General features: G+C 34.5%; 15 protein-coding genes and 1 tRNA gene. 13 read left to right on the forward strand and 3 right to left on the reverse strand.

Features of this window, described 5'->3' with window-relative positions:
• Positions 1 to 75: 75 nt before the first annotated feature.
• Positions 76 to 3,351 carry a glycosyltransferase family 117 protein gene (locus tag C8P67_RS05790; RefSeq protein ID WP_115811944.1) on the reverse strand — a complete coding sequence of 1,092 codons (3,276 nt, stop codon included), beginning with the start codon at positions 3,349 to 3,351 and terminating at the stop codon, positions 76 to 78.
• Positions 3,352 to 3,613: 262 nt separating this feature from the next.
• On the opposite strand from C8P67_RS05790, the gene C8P67_RS05795 reads away from it, so the two are divergent.
• Positions 3,614 to 3,684, forward strand: a tRNA-Gln gene (locus tag C8P67_RS05795).
• A 109-nt stretch (positions 3,685 to 3,793) separates the two neighbouring features.
• Here the strand turns inward: C8P67_RS05795 and C8P67_RS05800 are convergent.
• Positions 3,794 to 4,621 (reverse strand): universal stress protein, encoded by an 828-nt coding sequence (locus tag C8P67_RS05800; protein ID WP_115811309.1) that lies wholly within the window; start codon positions 4,619 to 4,621, stop codon positions 3,794 to 3,796.
• Positions 4,622 to 4,784: 163 nt separating this feature from the next.
• Here C8P67_RS05800 and rimP point away from each other — a divergent pair, with 163 nt between their 5' ends.
• The 4 genes from rimP to C8P67_RS05820 all read left to right on the forward strand — a co-directional run bounded on the left by rimP (position 4,785) and on the right by C8P67_RS05820 (position 10,565).
• Positions 4,785 to 5,249: a ribosome assembly cofactor RimP gene (gene rimP, locus C8P67_RS05805; RefSeq protein WP_115811310.1), complete on the forward strand. Its 465-nt coding sequence runs from the start codon at positions 4,785 to 4,787 to the stop codon at positions 5,247 to 5,249.
• A gap of 14 nt (positions 5,250 to 5,263) precedes the next feature.
• On the forward strand, positions 5,264 to 6,517 hold the full coding sequence (gene nusA / locus C8P67_RS05810; protein WP_115811312.1) for a transcription termination factor NusA: 1,254 nt from the start codon (positions 5,264 to 5,266) through the stop codon (positions 6,515 to 6,517).
• A 90-nt stretch (positions 6,518 to 6,607) separates the two neighbouring features.
• A complete protein-coding gene (gene infB, locus C8P67_RS05815; RefSeq protein ID WP_115811314.1) occupies positions 6,608 to 9,517 on the forward strand; it encodes a translation initiation factor IF-2 in 2,910 nt (969 codons plus the stop codon).
• A 289-nt stretch (positions 9,518 to 9,806) separates the two neighbouring features.
• Positions 9,807 to 10,565 carry a 5'-methylthioadenosine/adenosylhomocysteine nucleosidase gene (locus tag C8P67_RS05820; protein ID WP_115811315.1) on the forward strand — a complete coding sequence of 253 codons (759 nt, stop codon included), beginning with the start codon at positions 9,807 to 9,809 and terminating at the stop codon, positions 10,563 to 10,565.
• Between the two features lie 33 nt (positions 10,566 to 10,598).
• Here C8P67_RS05820 and C8P67_RS05825 read toward each other — a convergent pair whose 3' ends face one another.
• Entirely contained in the window at positions 10,599 to 10,988 is a 390-nt protein-coding gene (locus C8P67_RS05825) for an SPOR domain-containing protein (RefSeq protein ID WP_170141417.1), read from the reverse strand.
• A 219-nt stretch (positions 10,989 to 11,207) separates the two neighbouring features.
• Between C8P67_RS05825 and C8P67_RS05830 the strand changes: the two genes are divergently transcribed.
• The 8 genes from C8P67_RS05830 to C8P67_RS05865 all read left to right on the forward strand — a co-directional run bounded on the left by C8P67_RS05830 (position 11,208) and on the right by C8P67_RS05865 (position 22,602).
• Positions 11,208 to 12,542 (forward strand): cytochrome c3 family protein, encoded by a 1,335-nt coding sequence (locus tag C8P67_RS05830; protein ID WP_115811317.1) that lies wholly within the window; start codon positions 11,208 to 11,210, stop codon positions 12,540 to 12,542.
• A gap of 84 nt (positions 12,543 to 12,626) precedes the next feature.
• The gene (locus tag C8P67_RS05835) at positions 12,627 to 15,689 is read left to right on the forward strand and encodes a TAT-variant-translocated molybdopterin oxidoreductase (RefSeq protein WP_115811319.1); all 3,063 of its coding nucleotides are present in this window, start codon (positions 12,627 to 12,629) and stop codon (positions 15,687 to 15,689) included.
• 36 nt (positions 15,690 to 15,725) lie between these two features.
• On the forward strand, positions 15,726 to 17,129 hold the full coding sequence (gene nrfD, locus C8P67_RS05840) for an NrfD/PsrC family molybdoenzyme membrane anchor subunit (protein ID WP_115811321.1): 1,404 nt from the start codon (positions 15,726 to 15,728) through the stop codon (positions 17,127 to 17,129).
• Positions 17,122 to 17,646 (forward strand): DUF3341 domain-containing protein, encoded by a 525-nt coding sequence (locus tag C8P67_RS05845; protein ID WP_111409729.1) that lies wholly within the window; start codon positions 17,122 to 17,124, stop codon positions 17,644 to 17,646. Before nrfD ends, C8P67_RS05845 begins: the two co-directional genes overlap by 8 nt.
• A gap of 8 nt (positions 17,647 to 17,654) precedes the next feature.
• The gene (locus C8P67_RS05850) at positions 17,655 to 18,203 is read left to right on the forward strand and encodes a c-type cytochrome (protein ID WP_115811323.1); all 549 of its coding nucleotides are present in this window, start codon (positions 17,655 to 17,657) and stop codon (positions 18,201 to 18,203) included.
• A gap of 30 nt (positions 18,204 to 18,233) precedes the next feature.
• A complete protein-coding gene (locus C8P67_RS05855; protein ID WP_115811325.1) occupies positions 18,234 to 19,598 on the forward strand; it encodes a quinol:cytochrome C oxidoreductase in 1,365 nt (454 codons plus the stop codon).
• Positions 19,599 to 19,616: 18 nt separating this feature from the next.
• A complete protein-coding gene (locus C8P67_RS05860; RefSeq protein ID WP_115811327.1) occupies positions 19,617 to 20,774 on the forward strand; it encodes a cytochrome c oxidase subunit II in 1,158 nt (385 codons plus the stop codon).
• A gap of 31 nt (positions 20,775 to 20,805) precedes the next feature.
• On the forward strand, positions 20,806 to 22,602 hold the full coding sequence (locus C8P67_RS05865; RefSeq protein WP_115811329.1) for a cytochrome c oxidase subunit I: 1,797 nt from the start codon (positions 20,806 to 20,808) through the stop codon (positions 22,600 to 22,602).
• Positions 22,603 to 22,646: the final 44 nt, after the last annotated feature.

The following is a 22,646-nucleotide window of genomic DNA, read 5'->3' on the forward strand; positions in this document are numbered from 1 at the left end:
CAATTTTAAGCAAAAAAAATGTAGTGCATTTTTACATTGCACTACATTTTATTCGGTTGAATTTGTATAAAATATCTACTCTTTTTTGCGTCCAAAACGGGCGAAAATTTCAATATAAGTGTTGAATGTTTTTTTGCTGGAATTATAATATTCAGCATCTTTGCTTTCCTGCATTACAGTCAATAGACTTCTATAACGTTCAAGATCTGTTACAATTTCAATACTCACATCTGATTGTTCTGACGGAGCCAATTTAGCGTAGTAATTTAGGTTTTCGTGATACTTATTGATTAATTTTTCAAGTAAATCATGTGCTTTAGCTTTTTCGCCAACATCATAATATCCTTTAGCAAATGGTTGAACTAATGCATAATAGCCAAATTTATCCAAAGGCATTTTTGTCATTGCTAATTCAATGATTTTTTTTGCTTTGTCTGTCTTTCCTTCTGCGATAAGCTGTTTCATCAATCGTGCCAGATTCATTCTGTAGGTAAGACTTTCTCTTCGGGTTTCTGGATCGTGGTATATTTTATCACTGTCGCTGTTGCCCCAGTCCCATGCCATCACTTTGGCATACATATTATCAGTGTCAATTCGTCCCATATCCATTTGACTAGAATCTTCTGGTAATACTGTTTTTATTGGAACTAATTTATATACCATGCCTTCTAATTGAAGATAGTCTTTCATCCATAAATAATCTTCAGGGTCGAAAGCTCCTCCACTAAAATAAACGGGTCTTTTCCAGTTGTTGTTGTTGATAAGATCCAGCATCATTAGTCTATTCTTGTAAATAGCACCTCCTTTTATATCAATGTCAATGTAAGGAACAATAGAATCGTATAATTTTGGATTAACAACCTTATTTTTTATAATATTGGCTTTGTCTATAGGGATTCTTAATTTATTGGTTGGATAGTAGTGTATAGTCTGTCCGTTCTGCATTTCTACAGTAGATCTTGGATCTTTTATAAATGTTAGAAAACCTTTTAAATCCCAGCGGTTTTGTGTTTTATCAATGAATGCAACATAATCGAGTTTGTCACCTACATACTCATCGTGTGTAAATGAGATAGGCAATGCATTTGATTCGTATGCTTTTCTTTTCATTTGGTCAATATACCAATCGGTCATGAACAAGCTGGTGTTTACAATTTTAATGTCGGTGCGGATTCCTTCTATCTCTTGGGCATACCAAAGCGGAAAGGTATCGTTGTCTCCGATAGTGAATAAAATTGCGTTTGGATCACAGGATTGTAAATACGCTTTGGCCATTGCTGTTGCTGTGTATTTGCCAGAACGGTCATGATCGTCCCAGTTTTGGTAAGCCATTAATATCGGTGCGGCTAATAAAGATGCTCCTATAATGGCTGGACCGGCAATTTTTGAGGAAACATATTTTTGAAAACTTTCATATAGCGAATACACGCCAAAACCAATCCAGATAGCAAATACAAAAAAAGATCCTACTAAGGCATAATCTCTTTCGCGTGGTTCGAATGGTCTTTCATTTAAATATATTTTTAATGCAATTCCCATAAAAAGGAAAAGAGCAAAGAGAACATAAAAGCTTTTTCTGTCTTTAGTGGCATGGTACATAATTCCAATTAAGCCAAGTATAAATGGCAAAAAGAAATAGACGTTTCTGCCTTTGTTGTTTAAAGCGTCTGTTGGCAGATTGTCTTGCGAAATGATGTGTGTATTATCTACGAATGGAATACCGCTGATCCAATTGCCGTCAATATAATCATATCTTCCTTGTTCATCATTTTGCCTTCCAACAAAATTCCACATTAAATATCTCCAGTACATGTAGCCAAATTGATACTCAAACATAAAGCTGAAATTGTCTGCAGTAGTAGGTTTTTCGATTATTAGGTAATCTTTATAATGCTTTAGGAAAGAAACATATCCATCATTGTCAATTTGTTTTTGAGCATAGGCTTGTCTGAACTCAGATACGGTTTTTTCGGTTTCGTTTTTTAACTGAGCAATTGCTTTGTTGTAATCTTCTTCACTTAATTTACTAGGGTCTAAACCATATTTTACTAAATCCTCATCATAATCATGATTAGGGTCTATTCTAAATGCTGGCGGATGAGTAAAGTTTATGTAGTTTTCAATATGTTCTGTACTCCACATTCTTGGTAAAATAGTTTTTTGACTATCGTCCGAATTTTGCTCGGCATTTTTATAATTGTTTACAATTACATATTTACCTGTTTTGTAATCTCGTTCGTAGTTTGGAGCTTTGTCTAAATACGGTGTTTCTGGGTCTAGGCCTGTGAAGGCTTCGGTGTATTGAGGTCCGTAAAATAAAGGATTTACTCCGTATTGTTCTCTGTTGTAGTAGGCTAAAACTTCAGCAGCATCAGATGGCTTGTTTTCGTTAATGACAGTATCTGAGTTGGCACGGATAGGTAGCATTAACCAAGTCGAGAATCCGATAAGAATAAAAAGGATACATAGAATAAGTGTATTGTAGTGTGTTAGTCCTTTTTTGCGAGTGTAATTTAATCCAAAATAGAAGAAAGCTATTAGTAATAATGTTACAAAAATAGTTCCTGAGTTAAATGGCAGTCCCATTGAATTCACCATGAATACTTCGGTTTTACCAAAGAATGCCATTGTTAACGGTAATAATAATTTGAATATGAAAAGTAAAACAGAAACAACTACAATGTTAGCGATTATGAAATTTTTTACTGTTACTACTTTATAATTTTTAAAATAATATAAAAATCCAATCGCAGGAATAGTTAACAAGGCCATGAAGTGCACTCCAAATGATAATCCAACTACAAGTGAAATTAAAAGTAACCATTTATGCCCTCTAGGCGTGTCCATTTCCTGCTCCCATCTCAGACCTAACCATAGTAGTAATGAGATTAGGAAGCTTGCCATTGCATATACTTCGGCTTCTACTGCATTAAACCAAAAACTATCTGAAAAAGTATACGCAAGGGAGCCTACTAATGAGCTTCCTATTATTACAACTGAATTACTGCTGTTGATTTCAGAATACTGGCTAATGATTTTTTTTAAAATCATCGTAGATGACCAAAACATAAATAGGATAGTAAAAGCACTAGAAAAGACAGAAGTCATGTTTACCATCAGTGCAATATGTTCTTTGTCTATTGCAAACATTGCAAAAAAGGCACCGATCATTTGAAACAAAGGAGCTCCTGGCGGATGTCCTACTTCTAGTTTTGCAGCAGTAGCAATATATTCCCCGCAATCCCAAAAGCTCATGGTTGGCTCAACAGTAAGCGTATAAGTTATTAAAGCGATTGAAAAGGCAAACCAACCTGTAATGGTATTCCATTTGTTGAAATTGAATGATGTCATATACTTGTCTTCTGTTTTTTTTATATGTTTTAAAAGCGATACAAAGAAAATGTTTTTTTTTTTAAAGTGAAGTCGCATTATTATAATTTTAATGAAAATAATCATTTTGCTAAACGGTTTGGAATTCAGTATTTTAATCAGATTTTGATTTTTAAATTGAAAATTTCTTTAATTTTTTTGAAGAAAAAGAGCAAAAAAGTTTGCACAACTAGGAATTTGTTCTAAATTTGCACTCGCTAAGCAGAAATGCTCGCAGTAAAGCTGGTCTATGGTGTAATGGTAACACAACTGTTTTTGGTGCAGTCTTTCTAGGTTCGAGTCCTAGTAGACCAACATAAGAAGCCTCTCAATCGAGAGGCTTTTTTTATGGAATAAATTTAAGCTGTAAATAATAAAAACAAAAGCCTCTCGATTGAGAGGCTTTTGTTTTGTATTACAAAGGTTATATTTTAAATGTCAGTACTGGTTTAGAAGAATGATTTACTAAATCTTCAGAAATACTTCCTGTAAAGAAATGACTCAATGCAGTTCTTCCATGAGTGCAGAAGGAAATTATGTCTCCGTTATTTTCATTTGAATAATTTATTATTCCTTTTTCAATATTGCTTTCGTTGTATATTTCAAAAGAATATTCTGGCATGTCAAATTCGGATACAAATTCGTTTACGATTTTATGTGCAGCTGAAGTGCTTTTGAAGCTGTTTGGCGTGCAGATCATTACTAGATTTAATTTTGATTCAAATAATTTAGAAAATTCCAGGACTTTCTTGAAAGGCTTTTTGATTTCGTTTGAAAAGTCAGAAGCGAAAATTAGATTTTTGGCTTTAAAGTTTTCTATTTTGTTTTTAATAACTAATACTGGGATTTCTGATTCTCTGACTACTTTTTCGGTATTAGATCCAATAAAGATTTCATCTATGCCTGTTGATCCGTGAGAACCCATTATGATTAAATCGAAATCATTGTTTTGTTTGATGTAATTGTTGATTCCTTTAGAAGCACCATCCAATCGCACTATTTCAGTAACTTTAATTTCCGACAGATAAGGGCGAGTTTTTATGCTTTTTAGTGTTTCTTCTGCTTTGCGTTTAAAAAGCATGATCTCTGGTATGCTTGTTTCGTTTGATATTGCATCGTTCATGTGAGTAGGTAATTCTAACATGTGAATTAATACAATTTCGCTATTATTCTCTTTTGCAATTTGTGCTCCAACTTCTATGGCTTCGTCAGCATATTTTGAAAAATCAGTTGGGATAAGAATTTTTTTCATGGTAATTTGGGTTTGTTTAAACTGTTTATTAATTATAGTTTAAAGATATATTTTTTTTTAATAGTAATCAATTTTTTGATTTATAAAAAAACACTATATTTGCACCGTTATTTAGTAAAGTTTAAATAATGAGGGGACTAATGTCCCCTCTTTTTATAAAGATATGACATTTAAAGAGAAAGTAAAGCAAGTAGTAGAAGAGGCTCTTCTGGAAAAACCATCTGTTTTTTTAATTGACTTGACTGTAACGGATAGTTTTAAAATTATTATTGGGATTGATGGAGATAATGGAGTGGTTTTGCAAGACTGTATTGATTTAAGTCGTGCTGTTGAAGGAAATTTGGATAGAGAAGAGCAAGATTTCTCTTTAGAGGTAGCTTCGGTAGGAGTTGGTTCACCTCTAAAATTAGTTAGACAGTATAAAAAGAATATTGGCAGAACTTTAATTGTTAAAACCAATAGCGAAAATATTGAAGCAGAATTAGTTGAAGCTAATGATCTTTTTATAATTTTGTCTTGGAAAGCTAGAGAAGCCAAAAAAGTGGGTAAGGGAAAAGAGACGGTTCAAAAAGAATTGCAGCTACCTTACGCAGACATTAAAGAAGCAGTTGTTACAGTAACATTTTAATTTAAAGAATTCGCATGGAAAATTTAGCATTAATCGATTCATTTTCAGAGTTTAAAGATGATAAACTTATTGATCGTGTAACGCTTATGGCAATTTTGGAAGATGTATTTAGAAATGCATTGAAGAAAAAATACGGTTCAGATGATAATTTTGACATCATCATAAATCCTGATAAAGGAGATATGGAGATCTGGAGAAGAAGAGTAATCGTTGCTGACGAGGATTTGGATTTTGAAAATGAGGAAATTACATTAACTGAAGCTAGAAAAATCGAAGCCGATTTCGAAATTGGTGAAGAAGTTTCAGAAGAGGTTAAATTGATAGATTTAGGAAGAAGAGCGATATTGGCTTTAAGACAAAACTTAATCTCAAAAATACACGAACACGATAATACTAATCTTTACAAGCAATTTAAAGATATTATCGGAGATATTTATACTGCGGAAGTACATCATGTTCGTCCAAGAGTTGTAATTTTGGTGGATGATGACGGAAACGAAATTATTTTGCCAAAAGAAAAACAAATTCCTTCTGATTTCTTCCGTAAAGGAGATAACGTTAGAGGTATAATTGAAAGTGTTGAACTAAAAGGGAACAAGCCTCAAATTATTATGTCTAGAACTTCAGATAAGTTCTTGGAGAAATTATTTGAACAAGAAATCCCAGAGGTTTTTGACGGTTTAATTATGGTTAAAAATGTAGTGAGAATTCCTGGTGAAAAAGCAAAAGTAGCTGTAGATTCTTATGATGATCGTATTGATCCAGTTGGAGCATGTGTTGGTATGAAAGGATCTCGTATTCACGGAATTGTTCGTGAATTAGGAAACGAAAATATCGACGTAATTAACTATACAAGCAACGTTCAATTGTATATTACCAGAGCGTTAAGTCCTGCTAAAGTTTCTTCTATCAAAATTAATGAAGAAGCAAAGAGAGCTGAAGTGTTTTTGAAATTGGAAGAAGTTTCTAAAGCAATCGGTAGAGGAGGTCATAACATTCGTTTGGCTGGACAGTTAACAGGTTATGAATTAGATGTAATTCGTGAAGGTGATGTTGCAGGAACTACTGCTGATGATGATGATGTTGAATTAACCGAGTTTTCAGATGAAATCGAAGAGTGGGTTATTGAGGAATTTGCAAAAATTGGTTTAGATACTGCAAAAAGTATTTTAAAACACGACGTTGAAGACTTGGTTAGAAGAACAGATCTAGAAGAGGAAACGATTTTAGATGTAATAAGAATATTAAATGAAGAGTTTGATAGTTAACAGGCTGTTAATTCCTCATATAAAATAAATTTCTATTTTTAATGTAAAGTAAAAATGGAACAACGAATAAGGTAAAAATAAAAAGATTTTATGTCTGAAGAGAGAATTATTAGAATAAACAAGGTTTTAAGGGAATTAAATATTTCGTTAGAAAGAGCTGTAGATTATCTTAAGGATAAGGGAATTGCTATTGATGCAAATCCAAATGCTAAAATTTCTGACAATGAATTTAATATCCTACAAAGTCAGTTTGCAGGCGACAAGGGGAATAAGGAAGCTTCTAAAGAAGTTGGTGAGGAGAAAAGAAAAGAAAAAGAAGCGTTGCGTATTGAGCGTGAAAAAGAAGTTGAAGATAAACGCAAACTAGAAGAAGAGCGTTTGAAACAACAAGAAGTAATTAAAGCCAGAGCTACATTGTCTGGACCGGTTCAAGTTGGTAAAATTGATCTTAATCCTAAAAAAGCCACTCCTGCACCTGAACCTGTTGTTGCTGAAAAAGTAATTGCTCCTGTAGAGGTAACTTCAAACGAAACGCCTGTTGTTAAAGAAGAAGTTAAGAAAGAAACTGAGCCTGTTGTAAAAGTTGAAGTTCCGATAGAAAGCAAAAAAGAGGTTCCTGTTTCTAAAGACAATGAGGTTAAAGATAAACCGAAGTTTAAAGAAGTTAAGAATGATGTTAAACAACCGGAAGCTGTTATTGAGAAAAAGGCAGACGATTCTGTAAATGAATCTCCAGTTGAGGAATCTATAACTACTCAATACCAAAAACTTTCCGGTGCAACCTTAACTGGTCAGGTTATTGATTTGTCTCAATTTAATAAACCTAAGAAGAAAAAGGAAGATCCGAAAATTACGCCTAACAAACCTGGTGCTACTGGAGTACCTGGTGCAGGTAATGCTAATAAAAATAAGCGCAAGAGAATTGCTCCGAAACCAGGAGCGCCAAAACCTCCTGCAACTCCTGGTGTTCCTGGGGCACCAAATCCTAACAAAATTACTCCAAATACTGGAGGTGGCGGTTTTAATGCGAATAGAAGCGCAAGGCCTGGTTTTGTAAAAGGGAATAGACCTGCAATTGTTGCAAAGGTTGAGCCTACAGAAGAAGAAGTTAAAAATCAAATTCGTGAAACTTTAGAGAAACTTCAAGGTAAAGGAGGTAAATCTAAAGCTGCAAAATATAGAAGAGATAAAAGAGATACGCACCGTCAGAAATCTGATGATGAGCAAAGAGCTTTAGATGAAGGAAGTAAAACTATTAAAGTTACTGAATTTGTTACTGTAGGTGAAATTGCAATCATGATGGATGTGCAAATTACAAAAGTGATTGGAACTTGTATGTCTCTTGGAATCATGGTTACTCAAAATCAGCGTTTGGATGCAGAAACATTAACAATTGTTGCAGATGAATTTGGATATGAAGTAGAATTCATTACCGTTGATATTGAAGAGGCGATTCAGGTTGTTGAGGATAAAGAAGAAGATCTAGTTTTCAGAGCGCCGATTGTAACTGTAATGGGTCACGTGGATCACGGTAAAACATCTTTACTGGATTATATTCGTAAAGAGAATGTTATCGCTGGAGAATCTGGAGGAATTACACAGCACATTGGTGCCTATGGAGTAACATTGGATAACGGTCAAAAAATTGCATTCCTTGATACACCGGGTCACGAAGCCTTTACGGCGATGCGTGCTCGTGGTGCTCAAGTTACAGATATCGCTATTATTGTTGTTGCAGCGGATGATGATATTATGCCACAAACCAAAGAAGCTATTTCTCACGCACAAGCTGCTAATGTGCCAATTATATTTGCTATCAATAAAATTGATAAACCAAATGCTAATGTTGAGAAAATTAAAGAGCGTTTGGCAGGTATGAATTTGCTTGTAGAAGATTGGGGTGGAAAAATCCAATCACATGATATCTCTGCAAAAGTTGGGACAGGTGTAAAAGATTTATTGGAAAAAGTGTTATTAGAAGCTGAAATTTTAGATTTGAAAGCGAATCCAAATAAAGCAGCCCAAGGAACGGTTGTAGAAGCATTTTTGGATAAAGGAAAAGGATATGTGTCTACGATATTAGTGCAACACGGGACATTGAAAGTTGGAGATTACATGTTGGCAGGAAAACATCATGGTAAAATTAAAGCCATGCATGATGAAAGAGGAAATATTGTGAAAGAAGCTGGACCTTCAACTCCGGTATCTGTATTAGGATTAGATGGTGCTGCTACTGCGGGTGACAAGTTTAATGTTTTTGAAGACGAAAAAGAAGCAAAACAAATTGCGGCTAAGCGTTCTCAATTAATGCGTGAACAATCTGTTCGTACACAACGACACATTACCCTAGATGAAATTGGACGTCGAATTGCTTTAGGTCAATTTAAAGAATTAAATATTATCCTTAAAGGAGACGTGGATGGTTCTGTTGAAGCTTTATCTGATTCGTTCTCTAAATTATCTACTGAAGAAATTCAAATTAATATCATTCATAAAGGAGTTGGAGCGATTACTGAAACTGATGTTATGTTAGCTTCTGCTTCAGATGCAATTATTATCGGATTTAATGTTCGTCCTGCAGGTAATGCGAGACAGCTGGCTGATAAAGAAGAAATTGATATCCGTTACTACTCTATTATTTATGCGGCTATCGATGACTTGAAAGATGCAATGGAAGGAATGTTAGCTCCTGAGATGAAAGAAGAAGTTCTTGGTACTGCAGAAATTAGAGAGATATTCAAAATTTCTAAAGTTGGTTCTATCGCTGGTTGTATGGTTATGGATGGTAAAATTGCCAAAAATGCTAAAATCAGAATTATTAGAGATGGAGTTGTTGTGTTTACTGGAGAACTTCTTGCATTGAAACGTTTTAAAGACGATGTGAAAGAAGTTGCTAAAGGATACGATTGCGGTATTCAGATAAAAGGATATAATGACATCGAAGAAAGGGATGTTATTGAAGCTTATCATGAAGTTGCCATCAAAAAGAAATTGAAATAATAATCAGTTTATATAATTTAAAATCCCAATTCGTTGGGATTTTTTTGTTTATAATCTGAACTAGATCGTTAATTTTTTTGAGGCGAATAACAAGATGCTTTTATGAATCGAGTTTCCTGATATATGTTACGATTTCTTTGCGAAAGCTGCGATGAATTTTGTTCACTTAAAAAATGTGAATTTGCAAAAGATTGGTGGCTAAGGGTAGGTGTATTGTTTCTTTGTGATTATTTGTAACTGTACTCCCGTCTAGATTAAAAGTTTAATAATTTAAAATGATTTTTTTATAATGAAAGAAAAACGAATTGGAATACTGGGTGCAATGCCCGAAGAAATAAATGGAGTTGTTTCCCTGCTAAAAGATAAAAAAGAAATAGTAAAAGGAATGCGGACCTATTATACAGGGACAATCAATAATGTTGAGGCTGTAGTAGTGTTTTCCCGTTGGGGTAAAGTGGCTTCTGCAACTACGGTAACTCATTTAATTGTTGAATTTGGTATTACTGAATTAATTTTTACTGGAGTTGCGGGAGCAATTAGTAAAGATCTTAATATTGGTGATATTGTTATTGCAAATAGTCTGGTGCAGCATGATTTGGATGCTCGGCCAATTATGAAACGATTTGAAATTCCGCTCCTAGGTATAACAGAGCTCTATCCTCCAAAAGAAGTTTTGGATAACACAATTGTAAGGATTGGTGAGTTAGTTGAAAATGGAAATCTGATTAATCTGCTTTCTTTAATACAACAGGAAAAATTTTCATTGACAAGTCAAAAAGTAATGATCGGGAAAATTGCAAGCGGTGATCAATTTTTTTCCAGTAATCTTGAAAAAGAAAATATTTTAGCTGTCCTTCCAGATGTTTTATGTGTAGAGATGGAAGGAGCAGCTGTGGCTCAGGTGTGTTTTGAGTATGGTATACCTTTTGTAATTATCCGCACTATTTCTGATGCTGCAAATGAGAATTCTGTAATAGATTTCAATGAGTTTATATCGCAGGTCGCTTCTAAATTTGGTTTGGAAATCATTAAAAAACTTACAAAATAAGAATGGCTTTAAGTGTTGCTTATTGCTTAAAATCTATTTGCTGGGCTTTATTAAAAAAACGTTTTTATATCTTTTTTTAATATCAACAAGATTGCGTTCTGCTTCCATTCTAGTTCTGAAATTTCCAACCCAAACTTTATAATTAGGTGTGTTGAAAATAATAGTTCCGTCAAGGTTTTTGAATTCTTGTTTGAATTCAGATAAAGTTTTTTTTGCAGTTTCGCTTACTCCATTGAAAATTTGAATTTTGTATCGATCGTTATAGGATAAATTAGGGTTCGATTTTCTTTTTTCTGTCAGTAATTGTTCGAATTTTTGATCCTGATTTAGTGTTAAATTCGAATTTTGGGCTACAGTTTTCATAGCAGTGCTGCAAAATAAAACTGCTGATAATAATGGTAGGGCTGGTCTTAAAAATCTCATAATCTGATTATTTATTTTACAAAAGTAACATTTTAACAGGAAATTGAAATTACATTTCTTATTTAGATTTGATATAAATTATAATTAAGATTATTTTAAGGTTTTGAGAATAGTTCTTAAGTCGTATTTTTGTCGCAGTTTTTAAAATAAGGAGGGTTTCGTCTTCTAGTTTATTTGACAATAAGCGAACAATTTTTAGTAGATAATCAATATATTAATATGAAAAAGGTGGGTAACCATAATTCGAATTCAAGGAAATTATTTTTAAGCTTAGCATTAATGTTGAGTATTTCCGTAGCTTCATTTGCTCAGGATGCAGCTCCAGCGGCTGCGGATGCTACAGCAGCTCCAGCAGCGAGTTCTGGAGGTGATGCGGCAAAAGGTAAAGAACTTTTTAACACCAATTGTGCTGCATGTCACAAGCTTGATGCTAAATCAACTGGTCCTGCTTTAAGAGGTATATCTGCTAAACATGATATGGCTTGGATTTACAAGTGGGTTCATAATAGTGGAGATTTAATTAAATCTGGTGATGCTGCTGCTGTTAAAGTTTTTGAAGAAAACAATAAAGTTCCAATGACTCCATTTCCTCAGTTGTCCGAAGGAGATATTGATAATATTATAGCTTATACTTCTGAGCCAAAGGCAGAAGCTGCGGCTGCTCCAGCTGGTGGTGCTGCAACTGTTGCTGTTGGTGCTTCTCAAGAAGATGGTGTTTCTAATAATGTTATTTTAGGTGCATTGTCATTAGTGATGGCAATACTTATTGTAATGTTGGTTTTGGTAAACAAAGTACTGCGTAAAGTAGCTGCTGCAAATGGTATTGAAGTTGCTAAAAAAGAGCCGACATTGCCAATTTGGAAAGCTTTTGTGAAAAATCAATTTTTAGTTCTGGTATCGGCAATATTTATGCTGCTTGCAGGGGCTTATTTAGTGTATGGCTTTTTGATGCAGGTTGGTGTAGATCAGGATTATCAGCCTATTCAGCCAATTCACTACTCTCATAAAATTCATGCTGGTGACAATGAGATTAACTGTAAATATTGTCACTCTGCTTCTCGTGTAAGCAAGACTGCTGGTATTCCTTCGTTGAATGTTTGTATGAACTGTCATAAAAGTATCAGTGAAGTTGCTGAAACTACTGCGACTCCAGAATACAGCAAAGCTTTTTACGATGCTCAAATTCAAAAACTATACAAAGCTGTTGGCTGGGATGCAGGTACGCAGTCTTATACTGGAAAAACTGAACCTGTGAAATGGGTTCGTATCCACAACTTACCTGATTTTGTTTACTTTAATCACTCTCAGCACGTTACTGTAGCTGGTATTGAATGTCAAACTTGTCACGGTCCTGTTCAGGAATTTGAAATAATGAAACAGTTCTCTCCATTAACAATGGGATGGTGTGTTAATTGCCACAGAAAAACTGATGTTAAAATGGAAGGTAATGAGTATTACAAAAAAATACATGAAGAACTTTCTAAAAAGTATGGTGTCGACAAGCTTACAGCTGCGCAGATGGGTGGTTTAGAGTGTGGTAAATGTCACTATTAAGAATTTAATTGTATCACGTAAAAGTGATTGAAATTAAAGGAAAGAGCAAAAAAGAAATTATTAAGATTAATATTTATATATAATATGTCATCAAACAAAAAATACTGGAAAAGTGTTGAAGAGCTAGACGGAAATAGTTCTATTGTTGAGGCGCTTAGAAATAACGAATTTGTTGAAGAGATTCCTACTGATGAGTTTTTAGGAAATGAAGCGGCTTTGTCTTCTTCTTCAACTACACGTCGTGACTTTTTAAAGTACGTTGGTTTTAGTACAGCTGCAGCTTCTCTTGCTGCTTGCGAGGGTCCTGTGCATTTATCAATTCCTTATGTTTTGCAGCCGGAACAAATCGTTCCTGGAGTAGCTGATTATTATGCAACTTCAGTTTTTGATGGTTTTGATTTTGCAAATCTATTGGTAAAAACTCGTGAAGGACGTCCAATTAAAATAGACAATAACACTATTGCGGGTGCTAAATTTTCTGCAAATGCTAGAATTCATGCTTCTATATTGTCTTTGTATGATAATATGCGTTTGAAAGAGCCTAAACTTGATGCTAAAAAAGCTTCTTGGTCTGCAGTAGATTCAAAAATTAAATCTAGTATTGTTGATGCTAAAGCAAAAGGAGGACAAGTTGTATTTTTAACAAATACATTGGCAAGTCCATCTACTGAAAAGTTAATTGCTGACTTTATTGGTAAAAATCCAAATGCTAAACATGTTGTATATGATGCTGTTTCTTCTTCTGAAGCTTTAGATGCTTTTGAAACTGTATACGGAGAAAGAGCTTTAGTTGATTATGATTTTTCAAAAGCTTCATTAATCCTTTCTGTTGGAGCTGACTTCCTTGGGGATTGGCAAGGTGGCGGATATGATGCTGGTTATGCTAAAGGTAGAATTCCATCGGGTTCTGCTGGAAAGAAAACAATATCAAAACACATACAATTAGAGTCTAATATGACTTTATCTGGTGCTGCTGCTGATAAGCGTATTGCAATGTCAACAGCTAATCAAAAACAGGCATTAGTTCAAATATATAATGTGGTAACTGGTGGATCAGTTGCTAGTTCATTGGATGCTGCTTTCAAAGCAGATGTGACTAAAGCAGCTCAACAGCTTAAAGCTGCTGGATCTAAAGGGGTTTTAGTATCAGGTATTCAGGATAAAAATGCCCAATTATTAGTATTGGCAATTAATCAGGTTTTGGCAAGTGAATCTTTTAGCACTTCTGGAACGAGACAAATACGTAAAGGATCAAACGAGAAAGTTGCTCAATTATTAAAAGATATGAATGCAGGAAGTGTTCATACATTAATTATGAGCGGAGTTAATCCAGTATATACTTTGGCAGATAGTAAATCATTTGTTGAGGGATTGAAAAAAGTAAAAACTTCAGTTGCATTATCATTAAAAGAAGATGAAACTGCTTCTTTGTCTACAATCGCAGCTCCAGTTCCTCATTACTTGGAAGCTTGGGGGGATTTAGCTTTGACAAAAGGTACTTATAGTTTGACTCAGCCAACTATTCGTCCATTATTCGATACAAAACAATTTCAAGATATCTTATTATCAATAAACGGTATTTCTGGTACATATTACGATTATTTGAAAGCTTTTTCAGCTTCAATAACTGTAGGTACTTCTTGGAATAAAGTTTTACATGATGGTGTGTATGTTGGTGTAGTTCCTGCTGCTGCAGGTGGTACTGCTGATTATACTGGTGCAGCAAATGCATTGGCACAATCTAAATCTGCTGGTTTAGAATTAGTATTGTATACTAAAACTGGAATGGGAGATGGGCAGCAAGCCAATAACCCTTGGTTGCAAGAATTTCCTGATCCATTAACAAGAGTATCTTGGGACAACTATGTTACTGTTTCTAATGCTGATGCCAAAAAATGGGGATTGACAAATGAAATCGTTGCTAATGGAGGATTAAACGGTAGTTATGCTACTTTGACTGCTAATGGCGTAAAACTTGAAAATGTTCCTGTAATTGTACAGCCAGGTCAAGCTGTTGGTACTATTGGTATGGCTTTAGGTTATGGTCGTAAGGCAGCTTTAAAAGAAGAAATGCAGGTAGGTATTAATGCCTATGCTTTATATGCTGGTTTCAATAATGTACAAACTGCTACAATTGTAAAAGCTGGAGGAGAACACGAATTTGCTTGTGTTCAAGGTCAGAAAACATTAATGGGTAGAGGAGATATCATTAAAGAAACTACTCTTAAAATTTTTAATGAGGAAGATGCTGAGATTTGGAACGAAAAACCTATGGTGTCTTTAGATCATAAAGAAGTTCCAACTACTTCAGTAGATTTATGGGGTTCATTTGACCGTTCTACTGGACATCATTTTAATCTCTCTATTGACTTAAATGCTTGTACTGGTTGTGGTGCTTGTGTAATTGCATGTCATGCTGAAAACAATGTACCTGTAGTTGGTAAAGATGAAGTAAGAAGAAGCAGGGATATGCACTGGTTGCGTATTGATAGATACTATTCTTCTGAAAGCACTTTTGAAGGTGATAACGAAAGAAAAGAAAATATAGCTGGTTTATCTAGTTCATTGTCTACTTTTAATGAAATGGAAAAAGCAGGAGATAATCCACAGGTTTCTTTCCAGCCAGTAATGTGTCAGCACTGTAATCACGCTCCTTGTGAAACAGTTTGTCCTGTTGCTGCAACTTCACACGGCCGCCAAGGTCAAAATCAAATGGCTTATAACAGATGTGTTGGTACTCGTTACTGTGCTAACAACTGTCCTTATAAAGTACGTCGTTTCAACTGGTTCTTATACAACAAAAACAGTGAATTTGATTATCATATGAATGATGATTTAGGACGTATGGTTTTAAATCCTGATGTTAATGTTCGCTCTCGTGGAGTAATGGAAAAATGTTCTATGTGTATTCAAATGACACAAGCAACAATTTTGAAAGCTAAAAACGAGGGAAGATCAGTAAAAGATGGTGAATTCCAAACTGCTTGTTCAAATGCTTGTTCTTCTGGAGCAATGATATTTGGAGATGTTAATGATAAAGAAGCTGCGGTTGCTAAATTGGCAGAAGACGAAAGAAGTTATCATTTATTAGAGCATGTTGGTACTAAACCAAATGTTGTATACCACGTTAAAGTTAGAAATACCTAGTACAAAAATTATTAATTAAGAATCAAATAAAGGATTATGTCGTCTCACTACGAAGCAGCCATTAGAAAACCCTTAGTTATAGGTGATAAATCATATCACGATATAACTGTTGATGTAGCAGCACCTATCGAAGGTAAAGCAAACAAACAATGGTGGATTGTATTTTCAATCGCATTAATAGCCTTCCTTTGGGGATTGGGCTGCATTATATACACAGTGTCTACAGGTATTGGTACTTGGGGATTAAATAAAACAGTTGGTTGGGCTTGGGATATTACTAACTTCGTTTGGTGGGTTGGTATTGGTCACGCAGGAACACTTATTTCTGCAGTACTTTTATTATTCCGTCAACGTTGGAGAATGGCGATTAACCGTTCTGCAGAAGCGATGACAATCTTCTCTGTAATTCAAGCAGGTTTGTTTCCAATTATTCACATGGGGCGTCCTTGGTTAGCATATTGGGTATTACCAATTCCGAACCAGTTTGGATCTCTTTGGGTGAATTTTAACTCACCATTGCTTTGGGACGTATTTGCAATCTCTACTTATTTATCTGTTTCGTTAGTTTTCTGGTGGACTGGATTATTGCCTGACTTTGCAATGTTGCGTGATAGAGCAATTACACCTTTCAATAAGAGAGTTTATTCTATCCTAAGTTTTGGATGGAGTGGTAGAGCTAAAGACTGGCAGCGTTTTGAAGAAGTTTCATTGGTTCTTGCTGGTTTAGCAACTCCTCTTGTACTTTCTGTGCATACTATTGTATCTATGGACTTTGCTACTTCGGTAATTCCTGGATGGCATACTACAATTTTCCCTCCTTACTTCGTTGCAGGAGCGGTATTCTCTGGATTTGCGATGGTAAATACTTTGCTTATTATTATGAGAAAAGTTATTAATCTTGAAGCTTATATCACTATTCAGCATATCGAATTGATGAACATTGTAATCATGATTACAGGTTCTATCGTTGGGGTTGCTTACATTACGGAGTTATTCATCGCATGGTATTCTGGAGTAGAGTATGAGCAATACGCTTTCTTGAATAGAGCAACTGGACCATATGCTTGGGCTTATTGGGCAATGATGACTTGTAACGTGTTTTCTCCGCAATTCATGTGGTTCAAAAAATTAAGAACAAGTATTATGTTTTCTTTTATTATTTCGATAGTAGTAAATATTGGAATGTGGTTTGAAAGATTTGTAATTATCGTAACTTCATTGCATAGAGATTATTTACCATCTTCATGGACTATGTTCTCTCCAACTTTTGTTGACATCGGAATTTTTATCGGAACAATAGGTTTCTTCTTTGTGTTATTCTTATTGTATGCAAGAACATTCCCTGTTATTGCACAAGCAGAGGTTAAAACAATATTGAAAGCTACAGGAGAAAATTATATTAAAGAAAGAGAAGCTAATAAACATTCACATCATGAGTAATAAAGTTATATACGCCATTTATAATGACGATGATATTTTGATGGATGCTGTAAAAAAGACACGCGCAGCTCATCATCATATTGAAGAAGTATTCACGCCATTTCCAGTTCACGGGTTGGATAAGGCAATGGGACTTGCACCTACACGTTTAGCTATATGTGCTTTTATTTACGGGTTGTGTGGTTTGTCTTTTGGAACTTGGATGATGAATTATATAATGATACAGGATTGGCCTCAAGATATTGGTGGAAAACCTAGTTTTAGTTATATTGATAATATGCCGGCTTTTGTGCCTATTATGTTTGAAGAGACTGTATTTTTTGCAGCTCACTTAATGGTTATCACTTTTTATATGAGAAGTAGATTATGGCCGTTTAAAGAAGCTGAAAACCCAGATGTAAGAACTACTGATGATCATTTTTTAATGGAAGTTGCCGTTAATAATAATGAAGAGGAATTAGTTTCTTTTTTCGAAGGAACAGGTGCAGTAGAAGTTAAAGTAATTGAAAAGCATTAATTGTAGATATGAAAAGTTTATATAAAATAACATTTGTATTTGGTTTAATGGTAATGGTTTCGTCATGTCGTCATAGTGACAGTCCAAATTATCAATATATGCCTAATATGTACGAGGCAGTAAGTGCTGAAACTTATAGTACGGCTCCAGTTGATGTGTTTAAAAATGGTAAAGAAGGGCAGCTTCCTGCTGCAGGTTCTATCAATAGAGGTTTTGAGCCTTTTGAATATGAAAATACTCCAGAAGGATATGCTTTAGCTAAAGCCAATTTAAAATCTCCTTTAGATTCATTAGATAGAAACTCTGATAAAGGAAAAGAGCTTTTTGAAATTTATTGTATTAGCTGTCATGGTGCTGCTGGTGATGGTAAAGGGAAATTAGTTGAAAGAGAAAAATTTCTTGGTGTTCCTAATTATAAAGATAGAGAGCTTACTGAAGGAAGTATTTTTTATGTAGAAACTTATGGCTTGAATGCTATGGGTTCACATGCTAATCAAATGAGTGCTCACGAACGCTGGTTAGTAGCTGACTATGTTCTTAAACTAAAAGCACAATAATAATTGTTGAACAAACTGATCGTAATAGATATGTATACATTTTCAAGTAAATTAAAAACTTTTTCTTTCGTCTTAATGGCCGTTGGTCTTTTAGGAATTGGATATGGTTTTTTGAGTGCACCTAAAAATATTCAAGAAGTTGAAGCTCTTCTTGCAGCTGATTCACATGGAGGGCATCATGAAGCAGTTTCTTCTGCTCATGGTTCTGAAGCTGCTCATGAAGCAGAAGCACCAGAACACGCAAAAGCTGAGGCAGGAAAGCATGAGGTTAAAGCTGATACTGAGCATCAAGAGCATTTAGAGCATGTACTTCATCAATTAAGTAACAAACCTTGGGCAGCATTATATGTAGCTTGTATTTTCTTTATGCTGCTTTCTTTGGGAACTTTGGCTTTTTATGCTATTCAACAAGTTGCACAAGCTGGATGGTCTCCAGTTTTGTTTAGAGTAATGCAGGGGATTACTGCTTACTTGCCAGTAGGTTCTGTTATATTCTTTATAATACTTGTACTTTGCGGTCTTCACTTTAATCATTTGTTTATTTGGTTAGATCCTGAAGTTGTAAAACATGACGAATTAATCCAAACTAAATCTGGTTTCTTGAATTTTCCTTTTTGGATAGTTAGAGCAGCAATATTTTTAGCTGGCTGGAATGCATATCGTTATTTCTCAAGAAAAAATTGTTTAGCTCAAGATGAGTCTAATGATAATAGTTTCTATAAAAAGAATTTTAATTATTCCGCTGGATTTTTGGTTTTCTTCATCGTTACTGAGTCTATTATGTCTTGGGATTGGATTATGTCAATTGATCCGCATTGGTTTAGTACATTGTTTGGATGGTATGTATTCGCAAGTTTCTTTGTAAGCGGTATTACTATGATTTGTATGGTTACTCTTTACTTGAAATCTAGAGGATATTTAGAGCATGTAAATACTAGTCATGTTCATGATTTAGCTAAATTTATGTTTGGTATTAGTGTGTTTTGGACTTACTTATGGTTTTCTCAATTTATGTTGATTTGGTATGCTAATATCCCTGAGGAGATTACTTACTTCATTACAAGAATTCAAGAGTATAACTTGCCTTTCTTTGGTGCTGTTGTTATGAATTTCTTATTCCCTGTTTTAATTTTGATCAATACAGATTTCAAACGTATCACTTGGGTTTTGGTTATGGCAGGTATTGTAATTTTATTAGGTCATTATATTGACTTCTTTAATATGATTATGCCTGGTACTGTAGGAAGTAGTTGGTTTATTGGTATTCCAGAAATTGCATCCGTTTTATTCTTCCTTGGATTATTTATTTTTGTTGTATTTTCAGCATTAACTAAAGCTCCTTTGTTGGCAAAAAGAAATCCATTCATTGACGAGAGTAAACATTTTCATTATTAATATTTAAAGGATAAACAGATGACAAGTTTGTTGGTAGTTATAGTTTTAGTTTTATTAGCTGTTGCAATATGGCAATTGACGAAGATATTCGATTTGACGCAAGTTTCTTTGGATTCGGACGATTCACAGGTTGCAAATGATGATGATAATAATGTACAAGGGTATTTGATGTTTGGATTTTTAGCATTCATTTATATCTTTACAATATACGGAGTTTATACATGGGGGCACTTAGTGCTCCATACTCCAGCTTCTGATCATGGAGCTACAATTGATCGTCTAATGAATATTACCTGGGTGTTAATTTTTACAGTTCAGGCAATTACACAAGTTTTATTGCATTACTTCGCTTTCAAATACAGAGGTAATAAAGATAAAAGAGCCTTATATTTTGCTGATAACAACAAGTTAGAAGCAATTTGGAGTGTTATTCCTGCAGTAGTATTGGCTGGATTGATTCTTTATGGATTATATGCTTGGACAAATATTATGTTTATTGATGAGGATGATGACACTGTAGTGATTGAATTATATGCTCAGCAATTTAAATGGACTGCAAGATATGCCGGTGCTGATAATGTTTTAGGTAAAGCAAATGTTAGATTAATTGAAGGAGTTAATACTTTAGGTGTTGATTTGTCAGATCCTTATGCTCAGGATGATATTGTAGTTTCTGAATTACATATTCCTAAAGGTAAAAAGATACATTTCAAGATGAGATCACAAGATGTGTTGCACTCAGCTTACTTCCCTTATTTCAGAGCGCAGATGAACTGTGTTCCGGGTATGGTTACCGAGTTTGCTTTTACACCAATTTATACAACGGCAGAATATCAAGCATTACCTTATATGGTTGAGAAAGTTGCTAATATTAATGCAATCAGAGCTAAGAAAAGTTTAGAATTAGTTGCTAAAGGTGAGCCAGGTTTAGATCCTTACACTTTTGAATATTTGTTATTGTGTAACAAGATTTGTGGTTCTTCTCACTATAACATGCAAATGAAAGTTGTAGTTGATACACCTGAAGACTATAAAAAATGGTTAAGCGAAAAAACTAATTTAGTTGCTGAAGTAAAGGCTTCTAAAGCTGAGCCAGCTGCACCTGATGCTTCTTCAGCGAAAGATACAACTGTTGCAAAGGATACTGCAGCTGTTGCGAAAATAGCAATGAAATAATTATTATTAAGAAAATTTAAAGTATAAATATATGTCAGCAGAAGGTCACGATCACGGACACGATCACGAACACGAACACCACCATAAAGACACTTTCATTACTAAATATATTTTTAGTATTGATCACAAAATGATTGCTAAGCAATATTTGTTAACTGGTATCATAATGGGTGTTATCGGTGTAAGTATGTCTTTGCTATTTAGAATGCAATTGGCTTGGCCAGAAGAGTCTTTCAAAATTTTTAATGTTTTGTTGGGTGATAAATTTGCGCCAAACGGTGTAATGGCTAATGATATTTATTTGGCCTTAGTTACAATCCACGGTACTATAATGGTATTCTTTGTATTAACAGCCGGTTTGAGTGGAACCTTTAGTAATTTACTGATACCACTTCAAATTGGAGCCCGAGATATGGCTTCCGGTTTTATGAATATGATATCGTATTGGTTATTCTTTTTATCAAGTGTAATCATGATTTGTTCTCTTTTTGTTGAAGCTGGACCAGCTTCTGCAGGTTGGACGATCTATCCTCCATTAAGTGCTTTGCCTCAAGCTATCCCTGGTTCAGGACTGGGTATGACTTTATGGTTGGTTTCTATGGCAATATTCATTGCTTCTTCTTTAATGGGATCTTTGAATTATGTTGTTACAGTTATTAACTTAAGAACAAAAGGTATGTCAATGACAAGAATGCCACTTACTATCTGGGCTTTCTTTGTAACAGCTATTATTGGTATTGTTTCTTTCCCTGTTTTATTATCTGCAGCTTTATTATTGATTTTTGATAGAAGTTTTGGTACTTCATTCTTCTTATCTGATATTTATATTGCTGGTGAAGTTTTACATTACCAAGGTGGTTCTCCAGTACTTTTCGAACACTTGTTCTGGTTCTTAGGTCACCCTGAGGTATATATCGTAATCTTGCCTGCTTTGGGTATTACTTCTGAAATTATTGCTACAAACTCTCGTAAACCTATCTTTGGTTATAGAGCGATGATTATGTCAATTATAGCTATTGCATTTTTGTCAACAATCGTTTGGGGTCACCATATGTTTATTTCTGGTATGAATCCGTTCTTGGGATCTGTATTTACCTTTACAACATTATTGATTGCGATTCCATCTGCTGTAAAAGCATTTAACTATATCACTACACTTTGGAAAGGTAATCTTCAAATGAATCCAGCGATGTTGTTTTCTATTGGTTTAGTTTCTACTTTCATTACTGGAGGTTTAACTGGAATTATTCTTGGAGACAGTACTTTGGATATTAACGTTCACGATACTTATTTTGTTGTTGCTCACTTTCACTTGGTAATGGGTATATCTGCACTATACGGTATGTTTGCGGGTGTTTATCACTGGTATCCAAAAATGTTCGGAAGAATGCTGAACAAGAATTTAGGTTATGTTCACTTCTGGGTAACTGCGGTTTGTGCTTATGGAGTTTTCTTCCCAATGCACTTTATTGGATTAGCTGGTTTGCCAAGACGTTATTATACAAATACAAACTTCCCACTTTTTGATGATTTGCAAAATGTAAACGTATTGATTACAACTTTTGCTTTGATCGGTGGAGCTTTCCAATTAGTATTCTTGTACAATTTCTTCGTTAGTATTTTCTACGGTAAGAAAGCAGTTCAAAATCCATGGAAATCTAATACTTTAGAATGGACTACTCCAGTAGAGCATATCCACGGTAACTGGCCAGGAGAAATTCCTCACGTACACCGTTGGCCTTATGATTACAGTAATCCTGGACATGAAGAGGATTTTGTACCTCAGACAGTTCCAATGAAAGAAGGAGAAGTAGTTTTACATCACTAAAATTTCAATAAAATTATATAAATGCCTTTCATTAAATGAGAGGC

Origin of the sequence: Flavobacterium aquicola, from assembly GCF_003385115.1 — a bacterium.
GTDB classification, from domain to species: domain Bacteria; phylum Bacteroidota; class Bacteroidia; order Flavobacteriales; family Flavobacteriaceae; genus Flavobacterium; species Flavobacterium aquicola.

What these genes read in the sequence shown, in the direction of transcription:
- C8P67_RS05790 (WP_115811944.1), bottom strand. Translation starts at nt 3,351, where the DNA reads ATGACATCATTCAATTTCAACAAATGGAATACCATTACAGGTTGGTTT.
- C8P67_RS05800 (WP_115811309.1), bottom strand. Translation starts at nt 4,621, where the DNA reads ATGAAAAAAATTCTTATCCCAACTGATTTTTCAAAATATGCTGACGAA.
- rimP (WP_115811310.1), top strand. Translation starts at nt 4,785, where the DNA reads ATGACATTTAAAGAGAAAGTAAAGCAAGTAGTAGAAGAGGCTCTTCTG.
- nusA (WP_115811312.1), top strand. Translation starts at nt 5,264, where the DNA reads ATGGAAAATTTAGCATTAATCGATTCATTTTCAGAGTTTAAAGATGAT.
- infB (WP_115811314.1), top strand. Translation starts at nt 6,608, where the DNA reads ATGTCTGAAGAGAGAATTATTAGAATAAACAAGGTTTTAAGGGAATTA.
- C8P67_RS05820 (WP_115811315.1), top strand. Translation starts at nt 9,807, where the DNA reads ATGAAAGAAAAACGAATTGGAATACTGGGTGCAATGCCCGAAGAAATA.
- C8P67_RS05825 (WP_170141417.1), bottom strand. Translation starts at nt 10,988, where the DNA reads ATGAGATTTTTAAGACCAGCCCTACCATTATTATCAGCAGTTTTATTT.
- C8P67_RS05830 (WP_115811317.1), top strand. Translation starts at nt 11,208, where the DNA reads ATGAAAAAGGTGGGTAACCATAATTCGAATTCAAGGAAATTATTTTTA.
- C8P67_RS05835 (WP_115811319.1), top strand. Translation starts at nt 12,627, where the DNA reads ATGTCATCAAACAAAAAATACTGGAAAAGTGTTGAAGAGCTAGACGGA.
- nrfD (WP_115811321.1), top strand. Translation starts at nt 15,726, where the DNA reads ATGTCGTCTCACTACGAAGCAGCCATTAGAAAACCCTTAGTTATAGGT.
- C8P67_RS05845 (WP_111409729.1), top strand. Translation starts at nt 17,122, where the DNA reads ATGAGTAATAAAGTTATATACGCCATTTATAATGACGATGATATTTTG.
- C8P67_RS05850 (WP_115811323.1), top strand. Translation starts at nt 17,655, where the DNA reads ATGAAAAGTTTATATAAAATAACATTTGTATTTGGTTTAATGGTAATG.
- C8P67_RS05855 (WP_115811325.1), top strand. Translation starts at nt 18,234, where the DNA reads ATGTATACATTTTCAAGTAAATTAAAAACTTTTTCTTTCGTCTTAATG.
- C8P67_RS05860 (WP_115811327.1), top strand. Translation starts at nt 19,617, where the DNA reads ATGACAAGTTTGTTGGTAGTTATAGTTTTAGTTTTATTAGCTGTTGCA.
- C8P67_RS05865 (WP_115811329.1), top strand. Translation starts at nt 20,806, where the DNA reads ATGTCAGCAGAAGGTCACGATCACGGACACGATCACGAACACGAACAC.